Genomic DNA, 25,929 nt, shown 5'->3' with positions numbered 1-25,929 from the left:
CGCGTTCCGGTTCGTGTGGTTGGAAAACGGGGGGCTTGGTGGGGGAGCGAGCGGCGCCTGCGGGCGTGTTGCGATTCATCGTGCTGCGGGCGTGGGCGTATCGCGCCCTCGTCGGTGCCGTGCTGCTGACGGTGCTGCTGACCACGGCCGTGCTGGCCGCGCTCACCGCCTACGCGGGCGCGATGGGCGACGCCGCGCTGCGGCGGTCGTTCGCGGAGCGGCGCACCGCCGCCGAGGCCGCGCTGGTGCTCAAGGCCAACGTGCCGGGCGACGAGCGGCGGGCGGCCGACGAAGCCGTGCGCGCGGGGGCCCGCACCGTCTTCGACGGGCTGCCCGTGCGTGTGCGCACCCTGCTGCGGTCCGGGCCCTACGCCCTGCCCGAGGAGCTACGGCCGCCCTCCGAGCGGAAGGGGAACCCGAACCTCACGTACTTCGCGGCCCTGGATCCCACACAGGTGCGGACCGTCACCGGACGGCTCCCCCGGGAAACGGGGACCGCCGGGACCATCGAGGCCGCGCTGCCGCAGAGCGCCGCCCGGCGGCTCGGGGTGGCGCCCGGCGACCGGCTGACCGTCACCGACCAGCTGGACGGCCCGGCGGTGCGCGTGCTGATCACCGGCGTGTACCGGCCGGTGGACGCGCGGAGCCCCTACTGGCGGCTGGACGACCTGGGCGGCCGCGGCACGGAGGTGTCGAGCTTCACGACGTACGGGCCCCTGCTCACCGCCGCGGGCGTGCCGGCGTCGGGCCGGGTGAGCGTCGGCGCGTCGGGCTGGCTGGTCTCGGCCGACTACTCCTCGCTGACGACGGAGCGGATCGGCCCGCTGCGCGAGGCCGCCCGCTCGGGCACCGCGGAGCTGCGCGAGCGCCCCGAACTCAGCGGCGCGACCACGGCGGAGACCGGGTTGCCCGAGGTACTGGACCGCGTCGAACGCTCGCTGCTGGTCACCCGCGCCGGCCTGCTGATCGTCGCCGGCCAGCTCGGGCTGCTCGCGGCCTGCGCCCTGCTGCTCGTCGCCCGGTTGCTCGACTCCGACCGGACGGCCGAGACCGGGTTGCTGCGGGCGCGCGGTGCCACCCGGGCACGGCTGGCGGGCCTGGCCGCACTGGAGGCCCTGCTGATCTCCGTGCCCGCGGTGCTCGTCGCGCCGCTGCTGTCGGGGCCGTTGACGCGGCTGCTGGCCGGGCAGGGCGCGCCGGGCCGGACCGGGGTGCCCGTCGACGTGCCGGCCGGTGGCCGCCCCGAGGTGTGGGCGGTCGCCGCGGGCGTGGCCGCGCTCTGCGCGCTGGCCGTGGCCGTCCCGGCGTGGCGGGCGTCACTCGCGGGCACCGTCGCGCCGCGGGCGGGCGCGCTGCCCGCGTCGCTGCGTGCCGGGGCGGACGTCGGGCTGCTCGCCGTGGCCGGTGTCGCCTTCTGGCTGCTCGGCAGCCAGCGCTCCGGCGCGGTGACCGCCGACCGCGAGGGGGTCCTCGGCGTCGACCCGCTGCTGGTGGTGGCGCCCGCCCTGGTCCTGCTCGCCGGAACGGTTCTGGTGCTGCGGCTGCTGCCCCCGCTGGCGCGCGCCGGCGAGCGACTCCTCGCACGCGGGCCCGGACTGACCGCCGCCATGGTCGGCTGGCAGTTCGGCCGCCGGCCGATGCGGGGGGCTGGCCCGGTGATGCTGCTGGTCATCTCCGTGGCGCTGGGGGTGATCGCGATCGGGCAGAACGCGTCCTGGCACCGGTCCCAGGCCGACCAGGCCGACTTCCGCGCGGGCGCCGACCTGCGCGTCCTGGCCTCCGGGGGCGGCGGTGTGGGCCGTACGGACGTCTACGCGGACCTTCCGCACGTGGACGCGATCGCCCCCGCGGTCCGGGGCACGGTGTCGCTGTCCGGCAGCCGCGAGGCGACCGTGGTGGCCCTGAACACGACCGAGGCCGCCGGGGTGGTGCGGGCGCGGCCCGATCTGACCGACGGTCCGCTGCTCGCCGGACTGGCGCCACGCGGAACGCCCGCGGGCGTCGCGATACCGGCGGGCACGGCCCGGCTCACCCTGACCGCCACCCTGCACAGCAGCACACCGGGGTCGGAGGCGGACATCACGCTCACCCTGCGGGACCGGCACGGAACCTCCTACGAGCTACCGTCCGGCAGCCTCGCCGCCGACGGCCGCCCGCACCGGCTGACCCCGGACCTGAACGGCGCCCGGGGCCCGCTCGCGCTGACCGGGCTCCGGCTGAGCACGCCGCAGCCGGCCGACCGCCCCGACCGGCACCGCCTGGTCCTCGACGCACTCACGGCGACCGCGGACGACGGCGCCGTCCGGCGGCTGACCCTGCCGACGACGTGGACGACCGCGGTCGAGGCCGACACGGCCGCCGCGCCGCCCGACGACGACGCCAGGCCGACCCTGCCCCGGGTCACGTCGACGGCACCCCTCACCCTCACCTACAGCACCGGGTACCAACTGCCCGACTTCGCGCAGACCACCCTGCCGCTGGAGGTCCGGCTAGAGGTCGCCCAGCCCGCGGCGCCCGAGATCGTCGCGGTCGCCACCGACCGGTACCTCAGCGCGTCCGGCGCCCGCGAAGGACAGCGCGTGGAGGTGACGTTCGACGGCCGTGCCGTGCCCGTCCGCATCGTCCGCACCGCGAGCGCCCTGCCCACGACGGAGGCCACCACCCGGGACGGCGGGGCCCTCCTCGTCGACCTCCGGGCGGTCGACCGGGTGCTGGAGGACCGCTACGGAACCGGCCTGGAGCCCACCGAATGGTGGCTGGGCAGCACGGCGCCCGCCGCCACCGCGGCGGCCCTGCGCGCCCTGCCCGACATCGATCCGGAACAGGTGCTGGTCCGCGACGAGATGGCGGCCGAGCTGCGCGACGACCCGTTCGGGGCGGCCCCGGAAGCGGCGCTGACCGCGGCGGCCGCGGTGACCGTGCTCTTCGCCTCGCTCGGCTTCGCGGTGAGCGCGGCGGGGGCGATGCGCACCCGGGACGGTGAGTTCGCCGTGCTGCGCGCCCTGGGGACACCGCGCCGCCGGCTGGCCCGGCTGGTCGCCGTGGAGCACGGCGTCCTGGTGGCCCTGGCGCTGCTGGTCGGCACGGTCCTGGGCACGGTGCTGACGCACGCGCTGGTCCCCCTCGTCGTCCTGACCGGGCAGGCCACCCGGCCGCTCCCACCGGTGCTGGTCGACCTCCCGCTCGCGCGGCTGGCCGTCCTGCTGGCGGCCCTCGCGGCGGGCCCCGCGCTCGTGACCGCGGCCCTCGCCCTGCGACGGGCGAAACCCGTGACGGCTCTCAGGGACGAGGTGACGCAGTGACCACGCGGCCGGAGCCCCCTCGGGGCGGGGGGACGGGGGCGGTTCCGCCGACGCGAACGGTCGCGCCGCGCGTACGGGCCGGGTTGCGGACCCGGCTGCGGGCCTTCGCCGGTACGGCCGTGGCCCTCGCGCTCCTGGTGGCCGTGACCGCCGCGCTGGCCGCCGCGTACCCGCGTGCCGTCGACCGGTACGGGGACGCGGGGCTGCGCCGGGCGGTCGAACAGGCCGCGCCCGACCGGACGACCGTGCAGGTGCGGGTCCCGCTGCCCTGGATGGACACGGTCGCGGAGACGGAGGCCGCCCTGCGCGCCGGTCCGCTGGCCGAGGCGCGGGCCGCCATTCTCGCCACCGCCGAGGCGCCGCTGGTCCCCGACCGAGCGCAGTCGTCGTACGGCGTCCGCACGACCGTCCCCCTGGAGGCGTCCGACGACTGGCTTCCCCAGCCCGCCGGCCGGCCCGCGCAACTGGTGCTCGCCGCCCAGCAGGACCTGGCCTCCCACGCCCGGGTACGCGAGGGCCGGCTGCCGCGCACCACGGGCGGGCCGGTCACCGCGGCGACCGAGCAGGTCGAGGCCGCCGTCACCGTGGACACCGCCCGCACCCTCGACATCCGGGTCGGCTCGGTGATCCACGTACCGGGCTCGGGACGCGCCCCGCTCGCCGTCCGGGTCACCGCGATCGTCGTCCCGCGCGTCCCCGAGGGCGCCTACTGGTCGACCCTGCCGGTGCTGCGCACCCCCGCGCTGAGCCGCCGGCCCGACCTTCCGCCGTCGGAGGTCCACTGGCTCGGCGGCCTGCTGCTCGCCCCCGACGCCGGCCCGGTGCTCCTCGGCACCCCCGGCCGCCCGGACCGGTACTGGCATGTGGCCCCCGACGTCACCGGCCTGCGCGGCCACGACCTCGACCGTCTGACGTCCGCCGTGGCCGCCCTGGAGTCCGGGCCGGGAGTGGAGCGACTGCGGGAGGCCGTGGACCAGGGCCTGGAGGCCGAGACGAACCTCGACGAGGTCCTCGCGCACCATGCCCGGCTACGGGCCGGCATCGAGCCGCTGCTGCTCCTCGCCGCCGTCGGGACCGGCAGCCTCGCCGTGATCGTCCTGGCCATGGCCGGCGGCGTGGCGGCCGATCGCCGGCGCGCGGAGCTGGCCCTGCTGCGGGCCCGCGGCGCCTCACTGCCCGGCCTGGCCGTGCGGCTGCTGGCGGAGACGGCGGTGGTGGCGGTACCGGCCGGCGCCCTCGGCCTGACCGCCGCGATCCTCGCCCTGCCCGGTGCCCGCACCGCGCCCGCGGTCGCCGTCGCCCTCGCCGTCACCCTGCTCGCCTGCCTCGCGCTCCCGGTGCGCGCCGTCGTGGCGCACCGCACGGTACGGCTGCACGACGGGCGGGAGGACCTCACCGCCGCCCGGCCGTCGCGGCGCCGTACGGTCGCGGAACTGACCGTCCTGGTGATCGCCTCGGGAGCCGTCGTGGCCCTGCGCCGACAGGGCTCCGGCAGCACCGCCCTGGTGGCCGCCGCCCCGCTGCTGTCGGGCGTGGTCGCGGCGCTGCTGCTGGCCCGCCTCCACCCCCTGCCGCTGCGCGCGCTGAGCGGGGCGACCGCCCGCCTGCGCGGCCTGGTGGTACCGCTGTCGCTGGCGCAGGTGGCCCGCGCCCCCGGCTTCGCCGTGCTGCCCCTGCTCGCCCTGCTCTGCGCCCTGACCACGGCCGCGTTCGGCGGCTCGGTTCTGGCCGGGGTCACGGCGGCCCGCGACCAGGCCGCCCTGCGCGACGTGGGCGCCGACGGCCGCGTCGAGACCCTCACCGGCGCACTGCCGCGAGCCCTGCCCGACCGCGTACGCCGCCTGCCCGGCGTACGGGACATGACGGAGGCGACCGTCACCTACGACGCGAAGCCGGAACAAGGCAGTCAGCCGCTCCCGCTGGCCGGTGTGGACCCCGACGCCTACGCCCGCCTGTCGCACCGCACGGGCCTGGGACCGTTCGACGCGACGCGCCTCCGGCGGACGGGGGCCGGTACGACGGATGGCGCCGGTGCGACCTCCGGTACGCCTGCGGAGGCCGGTACCTCGGCCGGCGCCGACCGGCCGCTGCCCGCGCTGGCCTCACCCCGGGTGGCCGACGAGTACGGCACCGGCCCCCAGGCCGTCCTGCTCCCGGACGGCACCTCCGTCACCGTCCGGATCGTCCTGGTCCGGGACCGCACCCCGGCCGTCTCCGGTGACGACTTCCTGATCGTGGACCGGTCCGGCCTTCCCCGCGGCGCGGCGCGTACGACGACCCTGCTGCTCACCGGCGACGCCCTGGACGGCCGGGCGCTGCGCTCGGCGGCCGACGGCACGGCGGCGACCGTCCGGCTGCGCGCCGAGGAACGCGCACGGCACGTCGACTCACCGCTGCAGTCCGGCGCGGAACGCCTGTACGCGGTCGCGGTCGCCGCGGGCGCCGGGTACGCGATCCTCGCGCTCGTGCTGACCGTGCTGCGCACCGCGCCCGAACGCGGCGCCCTGCTCGCCCGGTTGCGCACGATGGGCATGACCCGGTCCCAGGGCCGCCGCCTGCTGATCCTCACGGCCCTCCCGCAGGCGTTCCTGGCCGCGGCCGGCGGCATGCTCACCGGCTGGGCCGCCATTCACCTGCTGGCGCCCGGCGTCGACCTCACGACCATCGCCGTGTCCTCCCCGTCCGCCGTCGAGGGGGCCGTGCTGCGCACCGATCCGCTCTCGCTGGCGCTGCCGGCGCTCGCCGTACTGCTCCTGGCCGTCGGGGTGCCCGCGGGCCAGGCCTGGTGGACCGGCCGACGAGGCTCGATACGCGAACTGAGGCTGGGTGACAACTAGATGGAGCAGCCGATGACCAGTAGCCCCACCTTCGACGAACTCGCCGACCGCGCCCGCGCCGCGCGCGACGACGCGGCCGCCTACGGCCAGGACGCCCTGATCACCTGCGACCGGCTGGTGCGGATCTTCTCCGCCGACGGTGTGGAGGTGCAGGCGCTGCAGGGCCTCGATCTCCTCGTGCGCAAGGGCGAACTCATGGCCCTGGTCGGCGCCTCGGGCAGCGGCAAGTCCACCCTCATGAACATCCTGGCCGGACTGGACCGGCCCACCGCCGGCGCGACCCGCGTCGACGGCCACGACCTGGCCACGATGTCCGCCAAGGAACGCCTCGCCTACCGTCGCACGACCGTCGGCTTCGTCCGACAGCAGACCTCCCAGAACCTCCTGCCCTACCTCACCGCCGCGCAGAACGTCGCCCTGCCCCTGCAGTTGGCCCGCGCCCGGGGCGGCCGCCGATCCCGGGCCGACCGCGCCAGGGAACTCCTCGCCCTGCTGGACGTCGCCGCCTGCCACGACCGCCGGCCGCACGAGATGTCCGGCGGCCAGCAGCAGCGCGTCGCCCTCGCCGTCGCCCTCGCGGGCGATCCCGCGGTCCTGCTCGCCGACGAGCCCACCGGCGAACTCGACTCCCACACGGCCGAGCAGGTCTTCGCCGCGTTCCGCACCGCCAACGAGGAGTTGGGGACCACCATCGTGATCGTCACCCACGACCAGGCGGTCGCCGGTGAGGTCCGCCGTACGGTCGCCATCCGGGACGGCCGCACGGCGACGGAGGTCCTGCGCCACAGCGAGGTCGACTCCGCCACCGGCCAGGAGAACCTGGTCGCCCGCGAGTACGCCATGCTCGACCGGGCGGGCCGCCTCCAGCTCCCCGCCGAGTACACCCGGGCCCTGGGCATGCGCGACCGCGTCGCCCTGGAACTGGAGCCCGACCACATCGCCGTCCGCCCGGACGACGCCCGGCACGGCCGTCACGGTGACGACGGACCCTGACCCCCGGTCGACTCGCCGGCCTCGGTGATCTCGCCGTCCCTCAACTCCAGCACCCGGTCGGCGAGATCGAGCAGGGTCGTGTCGTGGGTGGCGACGAGGGCCGTGATCCCTTCGCTGCGGACGACCGCGCGCAGCAGTTCCATCACGGAGTGCCCGGTCTCCGCGTCCAGCTGACCGGTCGGCTCGTCGGCGATGAGGATCGAGGGGCTGTTGGCCAACGCGCGGGCGATGGCGACCCGTTGGCGCTGCCCGCCCGACAACTCGCCCGGGCGCTGCGCGGCGTGGTCCGCGAGCCCCACGAGGGACAGCAGCAGTTCGACGCGCTCCCGCCGCTCACGCGGGTCCGCCCTGCGCAGCCGCAGGGGTACGCCCACGTTCTCGGCGGCCGTGAGGATGGGGACGAGCCCGAAGGACTGGAAGACGAAGCCGATGCGCTCCCGGCGCAGCGCGAGGAGGTCGTCCTCACCCTGGTCCCCGAGGTCCAGCCCGTCGACGACGACGCGTCCGCCGTCCGGTTCGTCCAGACCCCCGACGATGTTCAGCAGCGTGGTCTTCCCCGACCCCGAGCGCCCCCTGAGGGCGACGAGCTCCCCCTGAGGCACCTCGAAGGAAACGCCCCGCAGAGCATGCACGGCGCCCGCGCCCCGCCCGTACGACTTGTGCACATCCGCCACCCGCAGCATGGCCGCGGCCACCGCCTGCCCCATCACGCCCCCGTATGCTCCGCAGATCCCGCAGCGCGCCAGTATCCCATCGCCCGCCCCGGCACGCTCCTGATGATTCCGGACCGGGGCCGTATGAGTTCCGTCAAGGACGAGGGCGCCACCGTAAGAGACCCGTCAACGGGCGGTCCGATCCGGCCAAGAGGCGCTTTCCTCTAATCGTCCGCCCCTCTTCCGACCCCCTCCTAGGAGTTCGCGATGGCCGATATGGCCTTCGTCGTCGTCGCCCTCGCGGGTTTCGCGCTGGTGGCTCTCGTCGCCAAGGGGGTGACGAAGCTGTGACCGCCGAAAACGTCGTCGGCCTGATCGTGGCCGTCGCCCTGCTGGGCTATCTCGTCCTCGCCCTGCTCTTCCCCGAGAGGTTCTGACCGTGACATCGGCTGCCGCCGCAGCGGGGGAGACGGGTCCCGTACTCGCCGGCGTCCTCCAGCTGCTCGCCCTGATCGGCGCGCTGGCCCTCGCCCACCACCCCCTCGGCACCTACATGGCCAGGGTCTACTCCTCCGACAGGCACTGGCGGGTCGAGAGGTGGATCTACAGGGGCATCGGTGCCGACCCCGACACCGAGATGGCCTGGACCGCGTACCTGCGCGGCGTCCTCGCCTTCTCGGCCGTCGGCGTGCTCTTCCTCTACCTGCTGCAGCGCCTCCAGGGCGTGCTGCCCGGCTCGCTCGGCTTCGCGTCGATCGACCCGGACCAGGCCTTCAACACCGCCGTGTCCTTCGTGACGAACACCAACTGGCAGTCGTACTACGGCGAACAGGCCATGGGCCACGTCGTGCAGACCGCCGGTCTGGCCGTGCAGAACTTCGTCTCGGCGGCCGTCGGTATCGCCGTCGCCGTGGCCCTCGTACGCGGCTTCGCCCGCTCGCGCACCGGTGAGCTGGGCAACTTCTGGGCGGACCTGGTGCGCGGGGTGACCCGGATCCTGCTGCCGCTGTCCGTCGTCGCCGCGGTCGTGCTGGTCGCCCGCGGTGTCGTCCAGAACTTCTCCGGCATCCACGAGGTCGGCCAGTTCATGGGCGGCAGCCGGCAGTGGAACGGCGGCGCGGTCGCCTCGCAGGAGGCCATCAAGGAGATCGGTACCAATGGCGGCGGCTACTTCAACGCCAACAGTGCCCACCCGTTCGAGAACCCCACTCCGTTCACGAACCTCTTCGAGATCTTCCTGATCCTCGTCATCCCCTTCGCGCTGACCCGCACCTTCGGCCTCATGGTCGGCTCGGTCAAGCAGGGCTACGCGATCCTCGCCACCATGGCCACCCTCTGGATCGGCTTCACCGCCCTGATGATGTGGACCGAGTTCGCCCACCACGGACCGGCGTTCGACATCGCCGGCGGGGCGTACGAGGGCAAGGAGGTCCGCTTCGGCGTCGGAGGCTCGTCGATCTTCGCGACGGCGACCACGCTCACCTCGACGGGTGCGGTGGACTCCTTCCACTCCTCCTTCACCGGCCTCGGAGGCGGCATCACCATGCTGGGCATGATGCTGGGCGAGATCGCGCCCGGCGGCACCGGTTCCGGTCTCTACGGCATGCTGATCATGGCCATCATCGCGGTCTTCATCGCCGGGCTGATGGTCGGCCGCACCCCCGAGTACCTGGGCAAGAAGATCGGCACCCGCGAGATCAAGCTCGCCGCCTGCTACCTCCTCATCACCCCGGCCCTGGTGCTCGTCTTCACCGCCGTCGCGATGGCCCTGCCCACCCCGGCCCACTCGATGACCAACAGCGGGGCGCACGGATTCTCCGAGATCCTCTACGCCTACACCTCCGCCTCCAACAACAACGGCTCGGCCTTCGCGGGGCTGAACGCGGACACGCGGTGGTTCAACACCACGCTCGGCATCGCGATGCTGCTCGGCCGTTTCCTGCCCATGGTGTTCGTGCTGGCGCTGGCCGGTTCGCTCGCCGAGCAGCGGCCGGTCCCGGCCACGGCGGGGACCCTGCGCACGGAGAAGCCGCTGTTCACCGGTCTGTTGGTGGGCGCGATCCTGATCATCACCGGTCTGACGTACTTCCCGGCGCTCGCGCTCGGGCCGCTGGCCGAGGGGCTGGCGTCATGACCACCCGCACAGAGAAGCAACCAGAGAAGCAATCAGAGAAGCACGAGGACTCGATGTCCACAGCCACCCCGGCCCGGGCGCCGCACCGTGACGGGCCGACCGGCCACAGGTCCGGCGACGGCGACGGCGAAGGACGCGTCGGCGCGGGCCTGTTCGACCCCAAGCAGCTGGTCAGGTCGCTGCCGGACGCCTTCCGCAAGCTCGATCCCCGGGTGATGGTCAAGTCGCCCGTGATGTTCGTGGTGTGGATCGGCTCGATACTGACGACGGTCTTCTCCTTCAAGGACCCGGGTGACTGGTTCGGCTGGACCATCAGCGTCTGGTTGTGGCTGACCGTCGTCTTCGCCAACCTCGCCGAGGCCGTCGCCGAGGGCCGGGGCAGGGCGCAGGCCGACACCCTGCGCAGGGCCAAGACGGACACCGTGGCGCGGCGGATCGCCGGGGACGCCGAAGAGCGGGTCCCGGGCACCGAGTTGAGGATCGGTGATCTGGTCGTCTGCGAGGCGGGCGACATCATCCCCGGCGACGGTGACGTGGTCGAGGGCGTCGCCTCGGTGGACGAGTCGGCGATCACCGGCGAGTCCGCGCCCGTCATCCGGGAGTCCGGCGGCGACCGGTGTGCCGTCACCGGTGGGACGAAGGTGCTGTCCGACCGCATCGTCATCAGGATCACGACGAAGCCGGGCGAGACCTTCATCGACCGGATGATCAGCCTGGTGGAGGGCGCGGCCCGGCAGAAGACGCCGAACGAGATCGCGCTCAACATCCTCCTCGCGTCGCTGACGATCGTGTTCCTGCTGGCGGTGGCCACCCTGCCGCCGTTCGCGGACTACGCGGGCACGCACCTGACGATGGTCGTCCTGGTCGCCCTCCTGGTCTGCCTCATCCCGACCACCATCGGCGCGCTGCTCTCCGCGATCGGTATCGCGGGCATGGACCGGCTGGTCCAGCGCAACGTCCTGGCGATGTCGGGCCGTGCGGTCGAGGCCGCCGGAGACGTCTCCACCCTGCTGCTGGACAAGACCGGCACCATCACCCTCGGTAACCGTCAGGCGTCGGAGTTCGTGCCGGTGAGCGGGGTGACCGAGGCCGAACTCGCGGACGCCGCCCAGCTGTCGTCGCTGGCCGACGAGACCCCCGAGGGCCGTTCCATCGTCGCCCTGGCCGAGGAGACGTATGGGCTGCGCGGGCGGAGCCAGGGCGAGTCGGCCGGTGCGGAGTGGATCGCCTTCACCGCGCAGACCCGGATGTCGGGCGTGGACGTCGACGGGCGCAAGGTCCGCAAGGGCGCGGCCGGTTCGGTCATCACCTGGGTGCGCGAGCGGGGCGGCACGGTCGCCGAGGACGCGGACACGCTCGCGACCCGCGTCTCCGAGGCCGGAGGCACCCCGCTGCTGGTCGCCGTCGAGGACGCCGAGGGCGCCCGGATCCTCGGTGTCGTCCACCTCAAGGACGTCGTCAAGGAGGGCATGCGGGAGCGGTTCGAGGAACTGCGGCGCATGGGCATCAAGACGGTCATGATCACGGGCGACAACCCGCTGACCGCCCGGGCGATCGCGGAGGAGGCGGGCGTCGACGACTTCCTCGCCGAGGCGACCCCCGAGGACAAGATGGCCCTCATCAAGCGGGAGCAGGCGGGCGGCAAGCTGGTCGCGATGACCGGTGACGGCACCAACGACGCGCCGGCCCTCGCCCAGGCGGACGTGGGCGTGGCCATGAACACCGGGACCTCGGCCGCCAAGGAGGCCGGGAACATGGTGGACCTCGACTCCGACCCCACCAAGCTCATCGAGATCGTCGAGATCGGCAAGCAACTCCTCATCACCAGGGGCGCGTTGACGACGTTCTCCATCGCCAACGACGTCGCCAAGTACTTCGCGATCATCCCGGCGCTGTTCGCGGCCGTCTACCCGGGCCTGGACAAGCTCAACATCATGGGCCTGTCCTCACCCGACTCCGCGATCCTCTCCGCGGTCGTCTTCAACGCGCTGATCATCATCGCGCTGGTGCCGCTGTCCCTGAAGGGCGTCCGCTACCGGCCGGTCGGCGCGGATCGCATGCTGCGGCGGAACCTCACGGTCTACGGACTGGGCGGCCTGGTCGCGCCGTTCGTCGGCATCAAGCTCATCGACGTACTCATCTCTCTGATCCCCGGGATCGGGTGAAGGACCATGAACAACTCCGTCGCGAACACCGGCCGGTTGCTGGGGGCGGGCCTGCGGGCACTGCTCGTGCTGACCGTGCTCACGGGTGTGCTCTATCCGCTGGCCGTCACCGGCGTGGCGCAGGCCCTCTTCCACAACCAGGCGAACGGCTCCGAGATCACGGCGGACGGCAAGGTCGTCGGCTCCTCGCTGATCGGTCAACAGGGCTACAGCCTGGACTACTTCCAGCCCCGTCCGGCCAACGGACTGGGGGAGAACACGGTCAACACCCAGTACAAGCTCCTCCTGTCCGGCGCCACCAACCGCTCCGGTGACAGCGCCGACCTCATCACATGGGTGAAGGAGGCCAAGGCCCGCGTCGTCAAGGACAACTCCACCGCCGACTACAAGGTCAAGCCCTCCCAGGTCCCCGCCGACGCCGTCACCTCCTCCGGCTCCGGCCTGGACCCGGACATCTCCCCGGCCTACGCCGACCTCCAGGTCCACCGGGTCGCGGAGAGGAACGGACTGACCGTCGCCCGGGTCCAGAAGCTCGTCGACGACCACACCGAGGGCCGCACCCTCGGCTTCATCGGCGAGCCCCGCGTGAACGTCCTCCAACTCAACATCGCGCTCAAGGACCTCGCGGCGAACAAGTGACGGCCCCCAAGTCTCAGGCAAGGGCGGGCCGTGGGCTACGCGTTCCAGGAGCGTGTGCACAGGACGAGGCGGTAGCCGTCCGGGTCCGCGATCGTCACTCCGTGCTGATCCCAGTACGGATTGTGTGCGGCGACCCTGGTTCCCCCCGCGGCCAGGAGACGTTCGATCTGCTCCTCGGTGACGGGGGCGCCGAGGTAGACGACGAAGAGGTCGTCCACGGTGGGGGTGGGCTCCAACGGGTTCTCCGGGTCGTGGGTGATCTCGAAGTGCCATGTCCCGTCGGGCGGGCCGACCATGAGCAGGTCGTGCTCGCCGGGGACGCGTTCCGTGGTCCGCCACAGGACATCGAGCCCGAGCCCTTCGGCGTAGAAACGTTCGGCGGCGGCGAGGTCCCGGGACGGGCGCGCCAGTCTGATCCGGGTGGAGGCGTCGAGCATGCGAAGTACTCTCCCGTGGTGGTGGGGTTGGAGGAGGTGGTGGTGTCCGTGATGATCACTAGATCACTAATCTAGGAGACCCACAGACCCCCCGAGAGGTGCAGTCAAGTGTCGGAATCCTGGGTCAATTCGGCCGAGCGGATCGGCGCCGACCTGTACCTCGAACTAACCGGGACGGGCTCGCGCCGGGCCGCCCTCGCCCGCGCCCTGCGTGAGGCGATCCAGGAAGGCCGGCTGGCCGCGGGGGCCCGCCTGCCGTCCTACCGTTCGCTCGCCGCCGACCTCGGCATCGCACGGAACACGGCCGCCGACGCCTACGCGGAACTGGTCGCCGAGGGCTGGCTCACCGCCCGCCAGGGCTCGGGAACCCGGGTCGCGGAAAGCGCCGCACCCGCCAGGGCGGTGCCCCCGCCGAAGCAGCCGTCCGCGAGGTCCGTCACGCCCGCGCACGATCTGCGGCAGGGACGGCCGAACGCCTCGTCGTTCCCGAGGAACGCGTGGTCGGCCTCGACCCGCCGGGCGCTCACCGCGGCGCCGCACGACGCCTTCGGACCGGGCGACCCGCAGGGCCGCATCGAGCTGCGCACCGCGCTCGCGGACTACCTGGCCCGGGTACGGGGCGTACGGACCGTCCCCCAACACATCGTGATCTGCTCGGGATTCTCCGACGCGCTGCGGCTGCTGTTCGGCGGCGGTGTCCTGCGCGGAACGGCTGCCGTCGAGGCGTACGGCCTGGCGTTCCACCGCGACCTGCTGGCGGCCGACGGCGTACGGACGGTGCCGCTCGGCCTGGACGACCTGGGCACGAGAACGGACGAACTGCACGGGCGGCGCGGTGTGCGCTCGGTGCTGCTCACCCCGGCCCACCAGTTCCCCGTCGGCGGCCCCCTGGCTCCGGCGCGGCGCAACGCGGCGGTGGACTGGGCGCGAGCCCGGGACGGTGTGGTGATCGAGGACGACTACGACGGGGAGTTCCGGTACGACCGCGAACCGGTCGGCGCGCTCCAGGCGCTGGACCCCGACCACGTGGTGTACGTCGGGTCGGCGAGCAAGAGCGTGTCGCCCGCGCTGCGGCTGGGCTGGATGGTCCTGCCGGAGCGACTGGTCGCTCCCGTCCTCGCCGTCAAGGGCCTGCGCGAGCGCTGGACCGGTGTGGTGGACCAGCTCACCTTCGCGGACCTGATCACCTGCGGCGCCTACGACCGGCACATCCGCCGGACCCGCCAGTGCTACCGCGACCGCCGCAACCGCCTGGTCACCGCGCTCGCCGAGCACACGCCGCACATCGAGGTCACCGGGATCGCCGCCGGTCTGCACGCGCTGCTGCGTCTGCCCCCGGGCACCGCGACCGCCACCGTGGACGCCGCCACCCGGGTCGGCCTCGCACTCGACGCACTCGACGCCTTCCGCCATCCCGCCACCGGGACCGCGCTGTTCGACGGGCTGGTCGTCGGCTACGCGTCCCCGCCCGACCACGGATACGCCGCCGCCCTCGACGCGCTCTGCCGGATCCTGCCGCCCGCACCGACGGCATCTCCCTGTCTCTGACTCTCTCTGACTCTCTCTGTCACGGCCGGTTCCCGGGTACGGACGCGGGTTCAGCGCCGGGCGAGTTCCTGCTGCCAGACGGGGCTCTCGCAGTAGTGGTTGTCGAACCGCTCGGCGCTGTCGCGGATGTCCTGGACCGAGGCCGCGCCCAGGTGCACCCGCTCCAGCAGCCGGTAGTAGTCGAACCGGTCCATGCCCGGGGTGAAGACGACGAGCATCTCGGCCTCGCTGTCCGGGGCCGGCGCGAAGGCATGGGGCACGGTCGGCGGGACGGTCAGGAAGTCACCCGGACCGAGGGTGAGTACCTCCTCACCGAGCAGGATCCGCATGGACCCGCCGAGCACATGGAACATCTCGGTGGCGCGGGTGTGGAAATGCGCGGGAGCACCGGGTGAACCCTTGTGCAGCGTCGCGCGGTTGGCGGTCAACGCACCACCGGTGGCGTTCGCGTCGGCCAGCAGCGTGATCAGACTGGTCGCTCCGTCCCGCAGTGTCTCGGCCTCGTCGGCGCGGACGAGGACGGGCTTCGCAGCACCGGTGAACGTCATGGTCACTCCTGGGTCTCAGTGGTTCCGCCGACCGGTGTACCCGGCGACACCACTGAATCTAGGCCCCGGAAAGACCCGGAGAATGGTGCATTGAAGGCCGGAAATCCTGGGTCAATCCGACTCCAGGCTCGGGCACGCAGGTCCGGGTCCCGCAGGACGTCCAAGGCCGTGCAGGACAGTGCCTCCACCACGGCCGTGAGGACGCGACGGGCGGTTTCGGAGGACGCGGCCGTGGCGAACTCGGGGGTGTGGTCGCTGCCGCCGGAGTCCACGATCGCGACGAAGGGGTGGATGGCGGGCACCCGGCCGCTGACGTTGCCGATGTCCGAGGTGATGGCCGGCGAAACGGTCGGACAGCACCCGGCTGTCCCGGAAGTGTTCGTAGCGGACGCTCGCCCGCTCCACCTCGAAGGAGGTGCCGGTGGCCACGGCGACGCCCTCCGTCGACGTGCGCAGTCGCGCCGCCAACTCGTCCAGCGCGGCTGTGGTCACCGCCCGCAGTCCGAAGCGGCCCTCGGCGAGATCGGGAACGAGGTTGGTCGCGGTGCCGCCGTGCGTGACGATCCCCTGGATGTGCGATCCCTGCGGCAGTCGCCGGCCGAGCGCCGACAGGACGTGGAACAGCTCGATCAGCGCCGCGCGGGCGTCGATGCCTTCGGTGGGGTCGCCCGTGGGGTGGGCGGCCCTGCCCCGGAAGACGACCCGGTACTGCTCCCGCGCGGTCAGCGGCGCCCGTACCCGGTCGGACACGCCGGGTCCGCAGGTGTGCCCGAGCCCAGGCAGGGCGTCGTACTCCAGCAGAAGCGCCACGGCCCCCGGTCCACCTGCCCGAACCCGCCGCCCTGGAACTCAGCGGGCGGCGGGTCGGATCGCGGCGGAGATGATCAGCCCCTGCGCAGCGGCGTCGAACACGGCCTCCTGATCCCGGACGCGGCCGACCCGTCCGTACGGACCCTGCGGGTGGTGCGGGGCTGAGCCGGCCGGCGGGGCGCTGCCGGGGGCGCCGTCCAGCCGAGCAGGATGACGCCGTTGTCGAGGCGGGACTCAGAACAGGCCGTTGCCGTGCGGGAGTTCGGCCGGGGCGGGGGCGATGACGTCCCAGTGCTCGACGATCCTGCCGTCCGCGACACGGAAGAGGTCGTAGTAGGCGACGGGCACGCCGAACTCGCCCTCGGACTGGGTCAGGACGAACTCGCCCTCGGCGATGACCTGGTGGACCTTCTTGTAGACGAGGTTCTTGCCCTGCTCGGCCCACTTGGCCGCGGCCGCGCCGAAGCCGTCGAGGCCGTCGGCGGCGTCGGTGTTGTGCTGGTGGTAGGTCTCGGTGGAGATGTAGTCGGTCAGCACCGAGTAGTCGGCGCCGACGAGGACCTTCTCGGCGAACTCGGCCACCAGGGCACGGTTGGCGTCGGTCCTGTCGGTCTCGGTGACCGCGGCGGGGCCGTCGGTCTGGGTACGGCCGGACAGGGTGTCCTCGACCAGCGGGGTCAGGGCGTCCCAGTGCTCGGCCAGCTTGCCGTCGGCGTCGACGCGGAAGATGTCGAACCCGACGAGCGGGTCCGGACCGAACCCGTAGTAGGTGCCGTGCAGGGCGACCAGGTCACCGTCCGCGATGACGCGGGCGCCGTCGTAGCGGAAGCCCTCACCCAGGCCGGCGACGAGCTCCCGCAGGGCCTCGGGCCCGTCGGGGGCGAGCGTGCTGTGCTGCCTGTAGTCCGCGGCCACCCAGCGGTCCACGGCGGAGGGGTCCTTGTCGCCGAACAGTTCGGCGGCGGCCTGGAGGACGGTGTTCTTCGCGTTGCTCATGACGGTCTTCCTTGCTCGGAGAGCCGGCCGTGACGGGCCGGTGGTTCAGCGGGGATGTGATCAAACTATGCGGACGGCACGGGTTCGACCGGGGGAAACCGGGACGTTCGACAGTCAAAAAGCGACACGGAGGAAGTCGGATAAACTTTCGGCTGGTGGTGGCCAAGAAGCGACACGATGCCGCGCGCGACATCCCGGAGATCCTGTTCGCCGCGCCCGCGGGCACGCCCGCCGGTCTTGAGGTGCTGTCGCTGGCCGAGCTACGCCGACGCGTCTCCGAGCAGGCCCTCGCCCGGCCCCAGCGCCCGGACTTCCATCACCTGCTCACGCTCACCGCGGGCGACCTCCGGCACGTGGTCGACTTCGACGCCTACGCCCTGCGGCCGGGCTCCTGGCTGTGGGTGCGCCCGGGGCAGGTGCAGCAGTGGGGCGACCTCGCCGGCGCCGAGGGCACTCTGATCCTCTTCCAGCAGGACGAGCTGGACCCGGCCACGGCTACGGCCGCCCGGGTGGACGATCCGCACGCACCGGTCGTCACCACTCCCGTCGCCGCCGACGCCGAGGCGGTGACCATGGCGGCGGAGCACCTGCGCCGCGAGTTCCAGGCGCTCGGTCACCTGCCTCTCGAGATGCACAGGGCGGCCCTGCGCCACCTCCTCGCCGTTCTCCTGCTGCGGCTGGCCCATCTCACCGTCCCGGCCGACAGCCCCGCTCCGGAACCGGACGAGACCTACCTGCGGTTCCGTGCGGCGGTCGAACAGCACTTCACCGCCACCCGACGGGTGGAGGACTACGCCCGCATGCTCGGCTATTCGGGACGCACCCTCGCCCGGGCGACCCTGGCGGGCGCCGGGCTCGGCGCGAAGGAGTTCATCGACCGCCGGGTCGTTCTGGAAGCCAAGCGCCTGCTGGCACACGGCGACGAGACCGCCGCCCAGATCTCGGACCGCCTCGGCTTCGTCACGCCCTCCCAGTTCAGCAAGTACTTCATCCAACGCACAGGCCGCTCCCCGATCGACTTCCGCAACGGGATCCGGAGCCGCGCCGAGGGCTCCGGGGAGTCGGCGCCCCTCGCCCGATGAACCGCTCCCTTCGACGAGCCGGCCGCCCGTCCGGGAACCGCGCAACGAGACTGCCGCTGCGGCCCTGCCGCATCAGAGGGTGGGAGTCATCGCCGCTCAAGGTACTGATCGAGGGTGGCCAGGATGTCGTCGACGGCGCCGAAGGTGATCACGGCGGTCGTTCCGCCCGCGATCTCGCCGCGCAGGGGCGAGAGGGCGTCGCGCGCTTGTGCGGCCAGTGACGCGTTGCGGAGCAGGATCGCCGTGTGTGCGTTGACGGCCCAGAGCGAGTCGTTCAGGTGGTCGGCCGGGGGTGTGGGCAGGGCGGCGGCCGCGCGGCGGGCCGCTTCGAGGTCGCCGTCGGCAAGGTGGAGGAGCGGCTGGGCCCAGGGACGGTAGGGGCCCCAGTCGAGGTCGGGGTCGGTTGGCGCGGGACGCTGATGGCGTATACGGAGTGAGAGGAGCGCGAGCGGGAAGATGCCGGCTTCCACGCCCGGCATGCCGGCGCCGGCGAGGTCGGTGGCTACGGTGCGGTAGGCGTGAGCGACCTCGGCGACGTCGGTCGATCGTTCTGCCAACTGCATGGCCCGGAAAGCGGCGGTGAGCATGCGCACGAGCGGCGCCTCGTGGACGGTGGCGAGTTGTTCGGCCGCCACGACGTGCCGCTGAGCGGTCTCGGTGTCGCCACGAGCCGCGTAGACCTGGATCTTGATCAGATGGCCGAGGATCTCGAACATCGGGAGATCGTGTCGCGTGGAGAGGCCGATGAGCTCGTCGGCGATCACATCGCGTTCGCTGGTGCGCCCGGGGTGCTGGAAGGACTGCACGAATGTGGCGTTGAGCGCGAGGACCAGCACGTTGGGGTCGTGCAGGTCGCGGGCGATTTGTTCGGCTTCGGCCGCCGCCTCGGCGGCCCAGCGGTCGCGGGTCCCACGATGCTCAAGCCCGATGGTGGCGAGCAGACGTGCGCGAAGCGCGGGTGGAGCCCCTGGTCCAAGGCGCTGCAGTGTGCGTCGGGTGGTCGCGACGAGGGCCTCGGACTGTTCGGGGTCGTCGGGGCGCGTCCAGACGGTGGGGACGTCGTAGGCCGCGATCACGCGGGCGGTGAGGGCGGGGTCCCCAGTCCGTTCCGCTTCCGCGGCTGCCGCGGCGCGTTGCTCTTGGGCAAGGACCAGGTTGGTGCCGCCCGTGACTGCGGCGGCCTTCGCGACGGTGCTCATCGAGCGCAGCCGGGTGTAGGTCCCCGTCGCTTCCGTGCGCGTGAGCAGGCGTAGCCGGTCCTCGTCCCGGGGCGCGGGCGTGAGATGCGGAGCGCGCCGGAGGATGTCACGTTCGAGATGGTCGAGACGGTGCACCGATTCCAGCCCGAACTGATCCAGCAGCCTGCCTCGCGCGTCGCGCAGCGAGGCCAGCGCGTCGACCTGGCGGCCATCTTGGTAGAGAGCGTGGGACAGCAGGGCCCAGGCATGCTCCCGCCATGGGTGTGCCGTTGCCAGCGCCTCCAGCTCCGTGACGAGAGACGCGCCACGTCCGAGGTCGAGCACCGCCCGGGCACGCAGCTCGACGGCTTGACGATGAAGTTCTGTCATCCGGGCGCGCTCCGCCATCAGCCAGGGCGAGGCGTCGAGGTCCGCGTACGGTTCACCCCGCCACCACGAGAGGGCTTCGCTCAGCACACCGGCAACCTGGCCGCTGGGTCGGTCGCGCATGGCTCGAAGGGTGTCCTCGAAGCGGTGGGCGTCGACGTGTGCCCGTGGAACCCGCAGGGCGTATCCGGTACCGACCGTCTCGATGGCGTGCGACCGGGTTCGCGGAAGCCGATCAGGTTCAAGGGCGCGGCGCAGCTCGGCGACAAAGGTGCGGACCGTCCCGGCCGCTGTGGGCGGGGGGTCCTCCCAGAGATCGTCGACGAGCACCTGAAGCGGGAGGGCCCGGCCGCCGGCGGCGACCAGCCGTCCCAGCAGTTCGCGGCGGCGCCGGCTGCCAACCGCCACAGGGCGGCCCTCGGTGTCCGTGACCTCGACCGGTCCGAGCACCTTGACGCGGATCTCCATCTCCTCATTGTCGACGGCTTCGGGCAGCCGCCGCTGATCCACTGCTGACCCGGCTCCCCGATCCTCCTCTCGTTCATGCGTTCACGTGTGGCGACAGCAGCTCACGAGCAGGGGAGAAGGAGACGATCACGATGGACATCATCATTCCGGGGTTCGAGACCAGGTCGATCGGTGTGGCCGACGGCGTTGAACTGAACGCGGCGGTCGGTGGAGCGGGACCGGCCCTCGTGCTGCTCCACGGCTTTCCCCAGACCCACCTGATGTGGCGGCATGTCGCTCCCGTCCTGGCCGAGCGCCACACCGTCGTCTGCCCGGATCTTCGCGGCTACGGCGCCAGCGGCAAGCCGGAAGCGGTCGCCGAGGACACCTACTCGAAGCGGACGATGGCCGCGGACATCGTCGGCCTGGCCGACGCACTCGGATGCGAGCGGTTCGCGCTGGTCGGGCACGACCGCGGCGCGCATGTCGCTTTCCGGGCCGGCCTGGATCACCCGAATCGGATCAGCCACCTGGGACTCCTGGACATCGTTCCCACCCTGGACACCTGGAACGTCCTCCACGGGGTCGGGGCGGCGGTGGCCTTCCATCTGTATCTGATGGCCCAGCCGTCCGGTCTGCCCGAGCAGATGATCGCCGGCAGCGCCGACGCGTTCTTCGGCCACTTCCTCGATATCTGGTCCACGAGCCCCGACGCGATCCCGAAGGACGTACGCGCGGAGTACCTTCGTGCCTGCCGGGACGCTGTTCCCTCGATCGTCGCGGACTATCGCGCGACCGCGACGGTCGACATCGAACACGACCAGGCCGACCTCGACGCGGGCAACAGGCTCACCATGCCGGTGACCGTCGTCCAGCAGGACTGGGGTCGGCAGTTGGGGTTCGACGCCACCGCGATCTGGCGGCCGTGGGCCGACGACCTTCAGCATGTCACCACCCAGGCGGGCCACTTCATGGCCGAGGAGGCTCCGGAGGACATCGCCACGCTGATCCTGAACCTGGTGAAGCGGTGATCGCCACGGACGGGCCGATGCCGGTCGAACGCGCCGGCCCGGCTCGATGCGGGACCGGGCGGTGATGGGCGCGGGATTCGCCGCGGCGATGGTGTCGGCGCGCACGTAGTTCAGGCCCTCCATACGGGTGCGCCGGTCGGAGGCGTGGCCGAAGGCGTCGAGCAGGAACGAGGAACGACGATCCCCACCGGCTGGAGCCCGCGGCGCGAGGTGCGGGGTGACCACGGCAGGAAGAGGCACGCTCTCGATCACCTGCCGCGGCAGCGACGGATCGAAGGGCTCACCAACGGCCTCCAGGACCCGGCGCGTCGGGGATCGCGGGTGTACGACCGCTGCGGCCACGAACCGGGTTCTTCGTGCTGCCGTCGCCCCATGCGCCAACTGACCAGCGAGGCTGGTCAGTTGGCGCCGGGCGGCCGGGCACTTCTCATGCCACCTTGATGACGACCTTGCCCGCGGCGTGACCCTCCTCGACGGTGGCGAGGGCGGCCGGGGCGTCGGAGAGCGGATGGACCGCGGTGATCACGGGTGCGAGGACTCCGTCGAGGGCCAGCCGGGCTGACCGCTCCAGGTTCTCCCGGTCGAGGCGCCGCTCGACGAAACGCCCACCGAGATCGGGCACGGACATGTCACCCACGGCGATGACGTTGCGGGGATCCCGGGCCAGCGGAGCGACCGCCCGCAGCGAGGCGCCCCCGACCAGGTCGACGATCCCGTCGAAGCCCTCCGGAACCAGCTCGCGTGCCGCGGCGACGACGTCCCCGGCGGTGTAGTCGATGAACCGCACCCCGATGGCCTCGGCCTGCTCGCGCTTCGCCGTACTGCCGGTGCCGGTCACCCGCAGCTCGCGCCCGATGGCCAGCCGGGCGACGGCGAGGCCGACCCCGCCCCCGACCCCGTTGACCAAAACCGTCGCACCGGCCGGGAGGCCGAGCTGGTCGAGCACGTCCACCGCGGTCGTCCCGGTCACGGGCAGTGTCGCCGCCACGGTCGCGGACAGACCCTCCGGGATGCGCGCGGTGTTCGGCGCGGACAGCACCGTCGTCTCGGCGTAGGTGCCGCCACCAGTGAGTGCGAAGCCGAAGACCGCGTCACCCACCTCAAGCCCGTCGACGTCCTCGCCCCTGGCGAGAACGGTTCCCGCTGCCTCCATGCCCAGCACGAGGGGAAACGGGCGCCCGCCGTCGAGCCCGGGGACCAGGCCCGAGCGCAGCATGTGGTCGAGGGGATTCACGCCGGCGACTTCGACCCGGATCAGCACCTCGCCGGGGCCGGGGACGGGATCGGGACGATCGAAGAACTCCTGCACCTCGGGCCCGCCATACCTGCCGAAACCCCATGCCTGCCCCATCTTCTGCCGCCTCCCGAGTGACCGGCCCGGTCATTCCGGGCTCTGTGCCATCCTCCCCTCTCACATCGATGTCAGGGGCAACCGACTGAGGCGCAGGTCACACCATCAGCTCGTCGGAGCCGCCGCCCGACCGTGCCGCCGGCTCCGACGACCTGGACAGCTCCGCCCGGTGCCGTCCGTTGGCCCTGATCAGCACGTCGAGCGCATCCCGGGTCGCGATCAGGTGCGCGATGTCGGCGTCGATCCGGTCGCGCTCGCGCATCATCGCCGTGAACGTCTCCTCGGCGACGTCCAGGTCACCCGGGATGTCCACACACGGCAGCACGGTCATGATCACCCGGCTGGACATACCCGCGTCGAACAGCTGCCGGATGAGCGACACGCGCTGGACCGCGGTATCCGCGTAGTGACGTTGCCCCGCGTCTGAGCGTGAGCTGGTCAGCAGGCCTTGCTCTTCGTAGTACCGCAAGGAGCGCGGACTCACGCCCGTGCGCTTGGACAGCTCCCCTATCCGCATCCCCGAGAGCCTACGCCCGCGTGCTCCAGGTTCAGACCGCCGGCGAGCCGGCCCGAGGTGCGGGGCCGCGCCGCGCTGGTCATGATCTCGGGCTTTTCACTCGGCAGTCGCTGGCTTCGCTCCTGGACCGTTCCGCTGACGAGCTGTTCACCCTGACCACCCAGGGGCTCGAGTTCTTCGCCGGCAAGTTCGGGATGCCGTTTCCGCAGCACAAGTACGACCAGGTCTTCACGCCCGAGTTCCCTGGCGCGATGGAGAACTTCGGCTGCGTCACCTGGATGGACTGGTTCCTGCGCAGGACCACTCCGACCAGGGCGGAGTGGGACGTCTTCGCGCGGTACCTGTTGCACGAGCTGGCGCACATGTGGTTCGGCAATATCGTCACGATGCGCTGGTGGGACGACCTGTGGCTGCACGAGGCGTTCGCGGAGTTCGCGAGCAACTGGGCCGCGGTGAGCGTGACATCGTACACCGATGCCTGGACGGCACATCTGGCCGGCGAGAAACTCAATGCTTATGGCGCGTCTGGGCATCACCGTCTCGAACATTCAGGTGCGTTCCGACGGCCGCCAGCTCGCCGAGATCGGGCGCCTGTTCGACGAGGGCAAGCTCCAGGTCGGGGTGGACAGCACCTACCCGCTGTCCGAAGCGGCCGGGGCACACACGCGAGCCGCGCAGGGCCACATCCAAGGCAAGATCGTGTTGACGGTGGCCCGGCCCCGACCAAGTCGAGGAGGCGGCGTTCGACCTCCCCAGGTATCCCGCCGCCTCCTCGTCCGCAGTCCATCGGATGCCCCGGGCGGCGGATACGAAACAGACAGATCTTGCGGGGTGTGTGGAGATCAGGTCGGGGCACACGGCGGGACGGAGGTTGATAACCATGGTTCCCCTGCTGCTCGTTCTGTTGCTCGCCCTGATCCTCTTCGGCGCCGGGTTCGCCCTCAAGGCCCTGTGGTGGATCGCCGTGATCGTGCTGATCCTCTGGCTGGTCGGCTTCTTCGCGCGCTCTGCCGGACCGAGTGGGAAGCGAGGCCGCTGGTATCGCTGGTAGGCCGCCGTAGTCGCGCGGTGACGGCGACGTACCAGTAGGCGACACCGCTGACGATGTCCAGGGTGCCGAGGAAGAAGATCTGCCGCGCTGCCGAGCCGCCGCCGTGGACCGGGCCGTGGTCGGCCGAAGCCCGCGGGGGAGCGCTGTCTCCCAGGCCATCGGTGGCCTCGGCCACCTCGGCCACCTCGGCCGTCTCTGGCCCGGTGGCCCGTCGCGCGGCCAGCACGGCTCGCACTCCCAGGTGGACGAGGCAGGCCGCTCCCAACAGCTGTTGCCGTGACTGGTGCGGGAGTTGAGCGTTCGGTCTGGTGCGGGGACGTCGCCGTGGATCGTGTCGGATGAGTTGCGGGACCGCCTGGAGCCGCTGCTGCCGCAGCGTGAGCGCAGGTTCCGGTATCCCGGCCGCAAGGCATTGCCGGACCGGGAAGTCCTGTGCGGGATCTTGTACGTGCTGCAGACCGGGATCCAGTGGGAGTACCTGCCCCAGAAGTTGGGCTTCGGCTCGGGCATGACGTGCCGGCGCCGGTTGCGGGACTGGAACGAGGCAGGCGTCCGGCAGCGGCTGCACGAGGTCCTGCTGGCCGAGTTGAACGCGGCATCGCGGCTGGACCGGTCCCGGTGCGTGGTCGATTCCTCCCACGTCAGGGCGCTAAAAGGGGGAGCCACACGGGCCCCTCGCCGGTCGACCGGGGCCGGGCAAACTCCTGCCACTGCTCGACGCGATCCCGCCGGTCCGCGGCCGGGTCGGCCGTCCCCGCCGCAAGCCGGATTCGCTGGTCGCCGACCGAGGCTACGACCACGACATCTACCGCGACCAGGTCCGCGCCCGCGGCATCGTGCCCGCAATCGCCCGACGCGGCACCCTGCACGGCACAGGACTGGGCACCTACCGGTGGTCGTCGAGCGGAGTTTCGCGTGGCTGCACGCCTTCCGCCGTCTGCGGATCCGGTGGGAACGGCGGGCCGACATGCACGAAGCATTCCTCAAACTCGCCTGCTGCCTCATCACCCACCGCCAACTCGGCTCACTGTGTCAGCCGTTGTCAGTGCAGTCGCGTTTCCCGTCGATGCGGAGCATTGCGCGGTACAACTCGGCCTTGCTCAACGGTGGTTGGGGAAGTGAATGCGCCCGGTCGGCGCGGAATCCGTCGAGCAGCAGGTGCAGGAAGCGGCGCCAAGTCCCCGGCACGACGTGCTCAGTGGCTTCCGTGACGCTCCCGTTGGCCCAGATCACGAAGGTGAGATCTTCGGGTGTGACGTCGGGACGAAGAGTTCCCTGCTCCTGTGCGCGCTCCACGATACGGACGGCGAGTTCATAGATGCGTGACTGCGCGCCCGCGAGACACGCGGTCTCCGGCAGTCGGATGGCGGCCAGGTCCTGGAACCCCTTGTCCCCGACCTGGAGTTCACACATCGTCTCGAGGAAGAGGCACAGGCCGTCCCACGCGTCGTCCATGGCCACGGCCTTCTCGGCAGCCTCCTGCCAGGCCTCGATCTTGTCGGCGAACACCGTCTGCACGAGGTGGAGGCGCGTGGGGAAATGCCGGTACAGCGTGCCGATGGCCAGGCCCGCCCGCTTGGCCACCTGCTCCAATGAGGCTTCCATGCCCTGCTCGGCCAGGCACGCGCGAGCCGCCGAGAGCAGGGCGTCCCGGTTGCGCTGCGCGTCACGCCGCAGGGGACGGCCTGTCGCGGCTTCGGCGGGTGCTCGATGAGTGGACATGCCCAAGATACTACCCAACATGAGGCAGCCCTCATGTTTTCTGGTACGGTGGGCAACATGAGGGACCCCTCGACTTGGATGTTTGCCGCGGCGGGACGGGG

Annotated in this window: 19 protein-coding genes and 4 pseudogenes; 14 read left to right on the top strand and 9 right to left on the bottom strand. The window is 72.1% G+C overall.

All coding sequences use genetic code 11. From position 1 onward, the window contains the following. Window positions 1–65: 65 nt before the first annotated feature. The 3 genes from ACZ7MG_RS30595 to ACZ7MG_RS30585 are packed head-to-tail and all read left to right on the top strand — an operon-like array spanning window position 66 to window position 7,132. The gene (locus ACZ7MG_RS30595; protein ID WP_471386962.1) at window positions 66–3,302 is read left to right on the top strand and encodes an FtsX-like permease family protein; all 3,237 of its coding nucleotides are present in this window, start codon (window positions 66–68) and stop codon (window positions 3,300–3,302) included. Then, on the top strand, window positions 3,299–6,139 hold the full coding sequence (locus ACZ7MG_RS30590; protein WP_471386965.1) for an ABC transporter permease: 2,841 nt from the start codon (window positions 3,299–3,301) through the stop codon (window positions 6,137–6,139). Before ACZ7MG_RS30595 ends, ACZ7MG_RS30590 begins: the two co-directional genes overlap by 4 nt. Before the next feature lie 12 nt (window positions 6,140–6,151). Beyond that, a complete protein-coding gene (locus ACZ7MG_RS30585; RefSeq protein ID WP_471386968.1) occupies window positions 6,152–7,132 on the top strand; it encodes an ABC transporter ATP-binding protein in 981 nt (326 codons plus the stop codon). Here the strand turns inward: ACZ7MG_RS30585 and ACZ7MG_RS30580 are convergent. Next, window positions 7,111–7,839 carry an ABC transporter ATP-binding protein gene (locus ACZ7MG_RS30580; RefSeq protein WP_471386971.1) on the bottom strand — a complete coding sequence of 243 codons (729 nt, stop codon included), beginning with the start codon at window positions 7,837–7,839 and terminating at the stop codon, window positions 7,111–7,113. The genes ACZ7MG_RS30585 and ACZ7MG_RS30580 overlap by 22 nt on opposite strands. A gap of 293 nt (window positions 7,840–8,132) precedes the next feature. On the opposite strand from ACZ7MG_RS30580, the gene kdpF reads away from it, so the two are divergent. The 4 genes from kdpF to ACZ7MG_RS30560 are packed head-to-tail and all read left to right on the top strand — an operon-like array spanning window position 8,133 to window position 12,723. Further along, complete coding sequence (kdpF, locus tag ACZ7MG_RS30575; RefSeq protein ID WP_210947791.1) at window positions 8,133–8,222, top strand: K(+)-transporting ATPase subunit F; 90 nt, start codon at window positions 8,133–8,135, stop codon at window positions 8,220–8,222. Window positions 8,223–8,224: 2 nt separating this feature from the next. Then, window positions 8,225–9,919, top strand: coding sequence for a potassium-transporting ATPase subunit KdpA (gene kdpA / locus ACZ7MG_RS30570; protein WP_471386974.1), 1,695 nt, complete (start codon window positions 8,225–8,227; stop codon window positions 9,917–9,919). 53 nt (window positions 9,920–9,972) lie between these two features. Continuing rightward, a complete protein-coding gene (gene kdpB / locus ACZ7MG_RS30565; RefSeq protein WP_471387391.1) occupies window positions 9,973–12,084 on the top strand; it encodes a potassium-transporting ATPase subunit KdpB in 2,112 nt (703 codons plus the stop codon). Window positions 12,085–12,090: 6 nt separating this feature from the next. Next, a complete protein-coding gene (locus ACZ7MG_RS30560) occupies window positions 12,091–12,723 on the top strand; it encodes a potassium-transporting ATPase subunit C (RefSeq protein ID WP_471386977.1) in 633 nt (210 codons plus the stop codon). Window positions 12,724–12,758: 35 nt separating this feature from the next. Here the strand turns inward: ACZ7MG_RS30560 and ACZ7MG_RS30555 are convergent, their stop codons facing one another. Further along, window positions 12,759–13,160 carry a VOC family protein gene (locus tag ACZ7MG_RS30555; RefSeq protein WP_471386980.1) on the bottom strand — a complete coding sequence of 134 codons (402 nt, stop codon included), beginning with the start codon at window positions 13,158–13,160 and terminating at the stop codon, window positions 12,759–12,761. A gap of 108 nt (window positions 13,161–13,268) precedes the next feature. Between ACZ7MG_RS30555 and pdxR the strand changes: the two genes are divergently transcribed. Continuing rightward, window positions 13,269–14,708, top strand: coding sequence for a MocR-like pyridoxine biosynthesis transcription factor PdxR (pdxR, locus tag ACZ7MG_RS30550; protein ID WP_471386983.1), 1,440 nt, complete (start codon window positions 13,269–13,271; stop codon window positions 14,706–14,708). Window positions 14,709–14,758: 50 nt separating this feature from the next. Here pdxR and ACZ7MG_RS30545 read toward each other — a convergent pair whose 3' ends face one another. The 3 genes and pseudogenes from ACZ7MG_RS30545 to ACZ7MG_RS30535 form a co-directional block, all read right to left on the bottom strand. Continuing rightward, complete coding sequence (locus ACZ7MG_RS30545; protein ID WP_471386986.1) at window positions 14,759–15,256, bottom strand: cupin domain-containing protein; 498 nt, start codon at window positions 15,254–15,256, stop codon at window positions 14,759–14,761. A gap of 113 nt (window positions 15,257–15,369) precedes the next feature. Then, window positions 15,370–16,078 (bottom strand): annotated as a pseudogene (locus tag ACZ7MG_RS30540) (peptidase dimerization domain-containing protein); the annotation flags it as partial. A 222-nt stretch (window positions 16,079–16,300) separates the two neighbouring features. Beyond that, window positions 16,301–17,062, bottom strand: coding sequence for a nuclear transport factor 2 family protein (locus ACZ7MG_RS30535; RefSeq protein WP_471386989.1), 762 nt, complete (start codon window positions 17,060–17,062; stop codon window positions 16,301–16,303). A gap of 155 nt (window positions 17,063–17,217) precedes the next feature. Between ACZ7MG_RS30535 and ACZ7MG_RS30530 the strand changes: the two genes are divergently transcribed. Then, on the top strand, window positions 17,218–18,144 hold the full coding sequence (locus ACZ7MG_RS30530; RefSeq protein WP_471386991.1) for a helix-turn-helix domain-containing protein: 927 nt from the start codon (window positions 17,218–17,220) through the stop codon (window positions 18,142–18,144). A gap of 86 nt (window positions 18,145–18,230) precedes the next feature. Here ACZ7MG_RS30530 and ACZ7MG_RS30525 read toward each other — a convergent pair whose 3' ends face one another. Next, entirely contained in the window at window positions 18,231–20,177 is a 1,947-nt protein-coding gene (locus ACZ7MG_RS30525; RefSeq protein ID WP_471387394.1) for a BTAD domain-containing putative transcriptional regulator, read from the bottom strand. A gap of 131 nt (window positions 20,178–20,308) precedes the next feature. Here ACZ7MG_RS30525 and ACZ7MG_RS30520 point away from each other — a divergent pair, with 131 nt between their 5' ends. Then, window positions 20,309–21,187: an alpha/beta fold hydrolase gene (locus ACZ7MG_RS30520; protein ID WP_471386993.1), complete on the top strand. Its 879-nt coding sequence runs from the start codon at window positions 20,309–20,311 to the stop codon at window positions 21,185–21,187. Between the two features lie 427 nt (window positions 21,188–21,614). Here ACZ7MG_RS30520 and ACZ7MG_RS30515 read toward each other — a convergent pair whose 3' ends face one another. After that, entirely contained in the window at window positions 21,615–22,538 is a 924-nt protein-coding gene (locus ACZ7MG_RS30515; RefSeq protein ID WP_471386996.1) for an NADP-dependent oxidoreductase, read from the bottom strand. A gap of 97 nt (window positions 22,539–22,635) precedes the next feature. Continuing rightward, complete coding sequence (locus ACZ7MG_RS30510; RefSeq protein ID WP_471386999.1) at window positions 22,636–23,055, bottom strand: MerR family transcriptional regulator; 420 nt, start codon at window positions 23,053–23,055, stop codon at window positions 22,636–22,638. Between ACZ7MG_RS30510 and ACZ7MG_RS30505 the strand changes: the two are divergent. The 4 genes and pseudogenes from ACZ7MG_RS30505 to ACZ7MG_RS30490 all read left to right on the top strand — a co-directional run. Further along, window positions 22,968–23,534 (top strand): annotated as a pseudogene (locus tag ACZ7MG_RS30505) (M1 family aminopeptidase); the annotation flags it as partial. The gene ACZ7MG_RS30510 and the pseudogene ACZ7MG_RS30505 sit on opposite strands and share 88 nt — an antisense overlap. Before the next feature lie 40 nt (window positions 23,535–23,574). Beyond that, a pseudogene (locus ACZ7MG_RS30500) lies at window positions 23,575–23,769 on the top strand (zinc-binding dehydrogenase); the annotation flags it as partial. Between the two features lie 166 nt (window positions 23,770–23,935). Then, window positions 23,936–24,106, top strand: coding sequence for a DUF5670 family protein (locus ACZ7MG_RS30495; RefSeq protein ID WP_471387002.1), 171 nt, complete (start codon window positions 23,936–23,938; stop codon window positions 24,104–24,106). A 328-nt stretch (window positions 24,107–24,434) separates the two neighbouring features. Beyond that, a pseudogene (locus tag ACZ7MG_RS30490) lies at window positions 24,435–25,133 on the top strand (transposase); the annotation flags it as partial. 5 nt (window positions 25,134–25,138) lie between these two features. Here the strand turns inward: ACZ7MG_RS30490 and ACZ7MG_RS30485 are convergent. Continuing rightward, the gene (locus ACZ7MG_RS30485) at window positions 25,139–25,828 is read right to left on the bottom strand and encodes a TetR/AcrR family transcriptional regulator (RefSeq protein ID WP_471387005.1); all 690 of its coding nucleotides are present in this window, start codon (window positions 25,826–25,828) and stop codon (window positions 25,139–25,141) included. Window positions 25,829–25,929: the final 101 nt, after the last annotated feature.

The organism is Streptomyces sp. NPDC107538, assembly GCF_055657445.1.
This window is presented reverse-complemented; position numbering and strand designations above follow the sequence as displayed.

Excerpts from the sequence above, each read along its gene's own strand:
- ACZ7MG_RS30585 (WP_471386968.1), top strand. The coding sequence starts at position 6,152 with ATGACCAGTAGCCCCACCTTCGACGAACTCGCCGACCGCGCCCGCGCC.
- ACZ7MG_RS30580 (WP_471386971.1), bottom strand. The coding sequence starts at position 7,839 with ATGGGGCAGGCGGTGGCCGCGGCCATGCTGCGGGTGGCGGATGTGCAC.
- kdpB (WP_471387391.1), top strand. The coding sequence starts at position 9,973 with ATGTCCACAGCCACCCCGGCCCGGGCGCCGCACCGTGACGGGCCGACC.
- ACZ7MG_RS30560 (WP_471386977.1), top strand. The coding sequence starts at position 12,091 with ATGAACAACTCCGTCGCGAACACCGGCCGGTTGCTGGGGGCGGGCCTG.
- ACZ7MG_RS30555 (WP_471386980.1), bottom strand. The coding sequence starts at position 13,160 with ATGCTCGACGCCTCCACCCGGATCAGACTGGCGCGCCCGTCCCGGGAC.
- ACZ7MG_RS30545 (WP_471386986.1), bottom strand. The coding sequence starts at position 15,256 with ATGACGTTCACCGGTGCTGCGAAGCCCGTCCTCGTCCGCGCCGACGAG.
- ACZ7MG_RS30535 (WP_471386989.1), bottom strand. The coding sequence starts at position 17,062 with ATGAGCAACGCGAAGAACACCGTCCTCCAGGCCGCCGCCGAACTGTTC.
- ACZ7MG_RS30525 (WP_471387394.1), bottom strand. The coding sequence starts at position 20,177 with ATGGAGATCCGCGTCAAGGTGCTCGGACCGGTCGAGGTCACGGACACC.
- ACZ7MG_RS30520 (WP_471386993.1), top strand. The coding sequence starts at position 20,309 with ATGGACATCATCATTCCGGGGTTCGAGACCAGGTCGATCGGTGTGGCC.
- ACZ7MG_RS30515 (WP_471386996.1), bottom strand. The coding sequence starts at position 22,538 with ATGGGGCAGGCATGGGGTTTCGGCAGGTATGGCGGGCCCGAGGTGCAG.
- ACZ7MG_RS30510 (WP_471386999.1), bottom strand. The coding sequence starts at position 23,055 with ATGCGGATAGGGGAGCTGTCCAAGCGCACGGGCGTGAGTCCGCGCTCC.
- ACZ7MG_RS30495 (WP_471387002.1), top strand. The coding sequence starts at position 23,936 with ATGGTTCCCCTGCTGCTCGTTCTGTTGCTCGCCCTGATCCTCTTCGGC.
- ACZ7MG_RS30485 (WP_471387005.1), bottom strand. The coding sequence starts at position 25,828 with ATGTCCACTCATCGAGCACCCGCCGAAGCCGCGACAGGCCGTCCCCTG.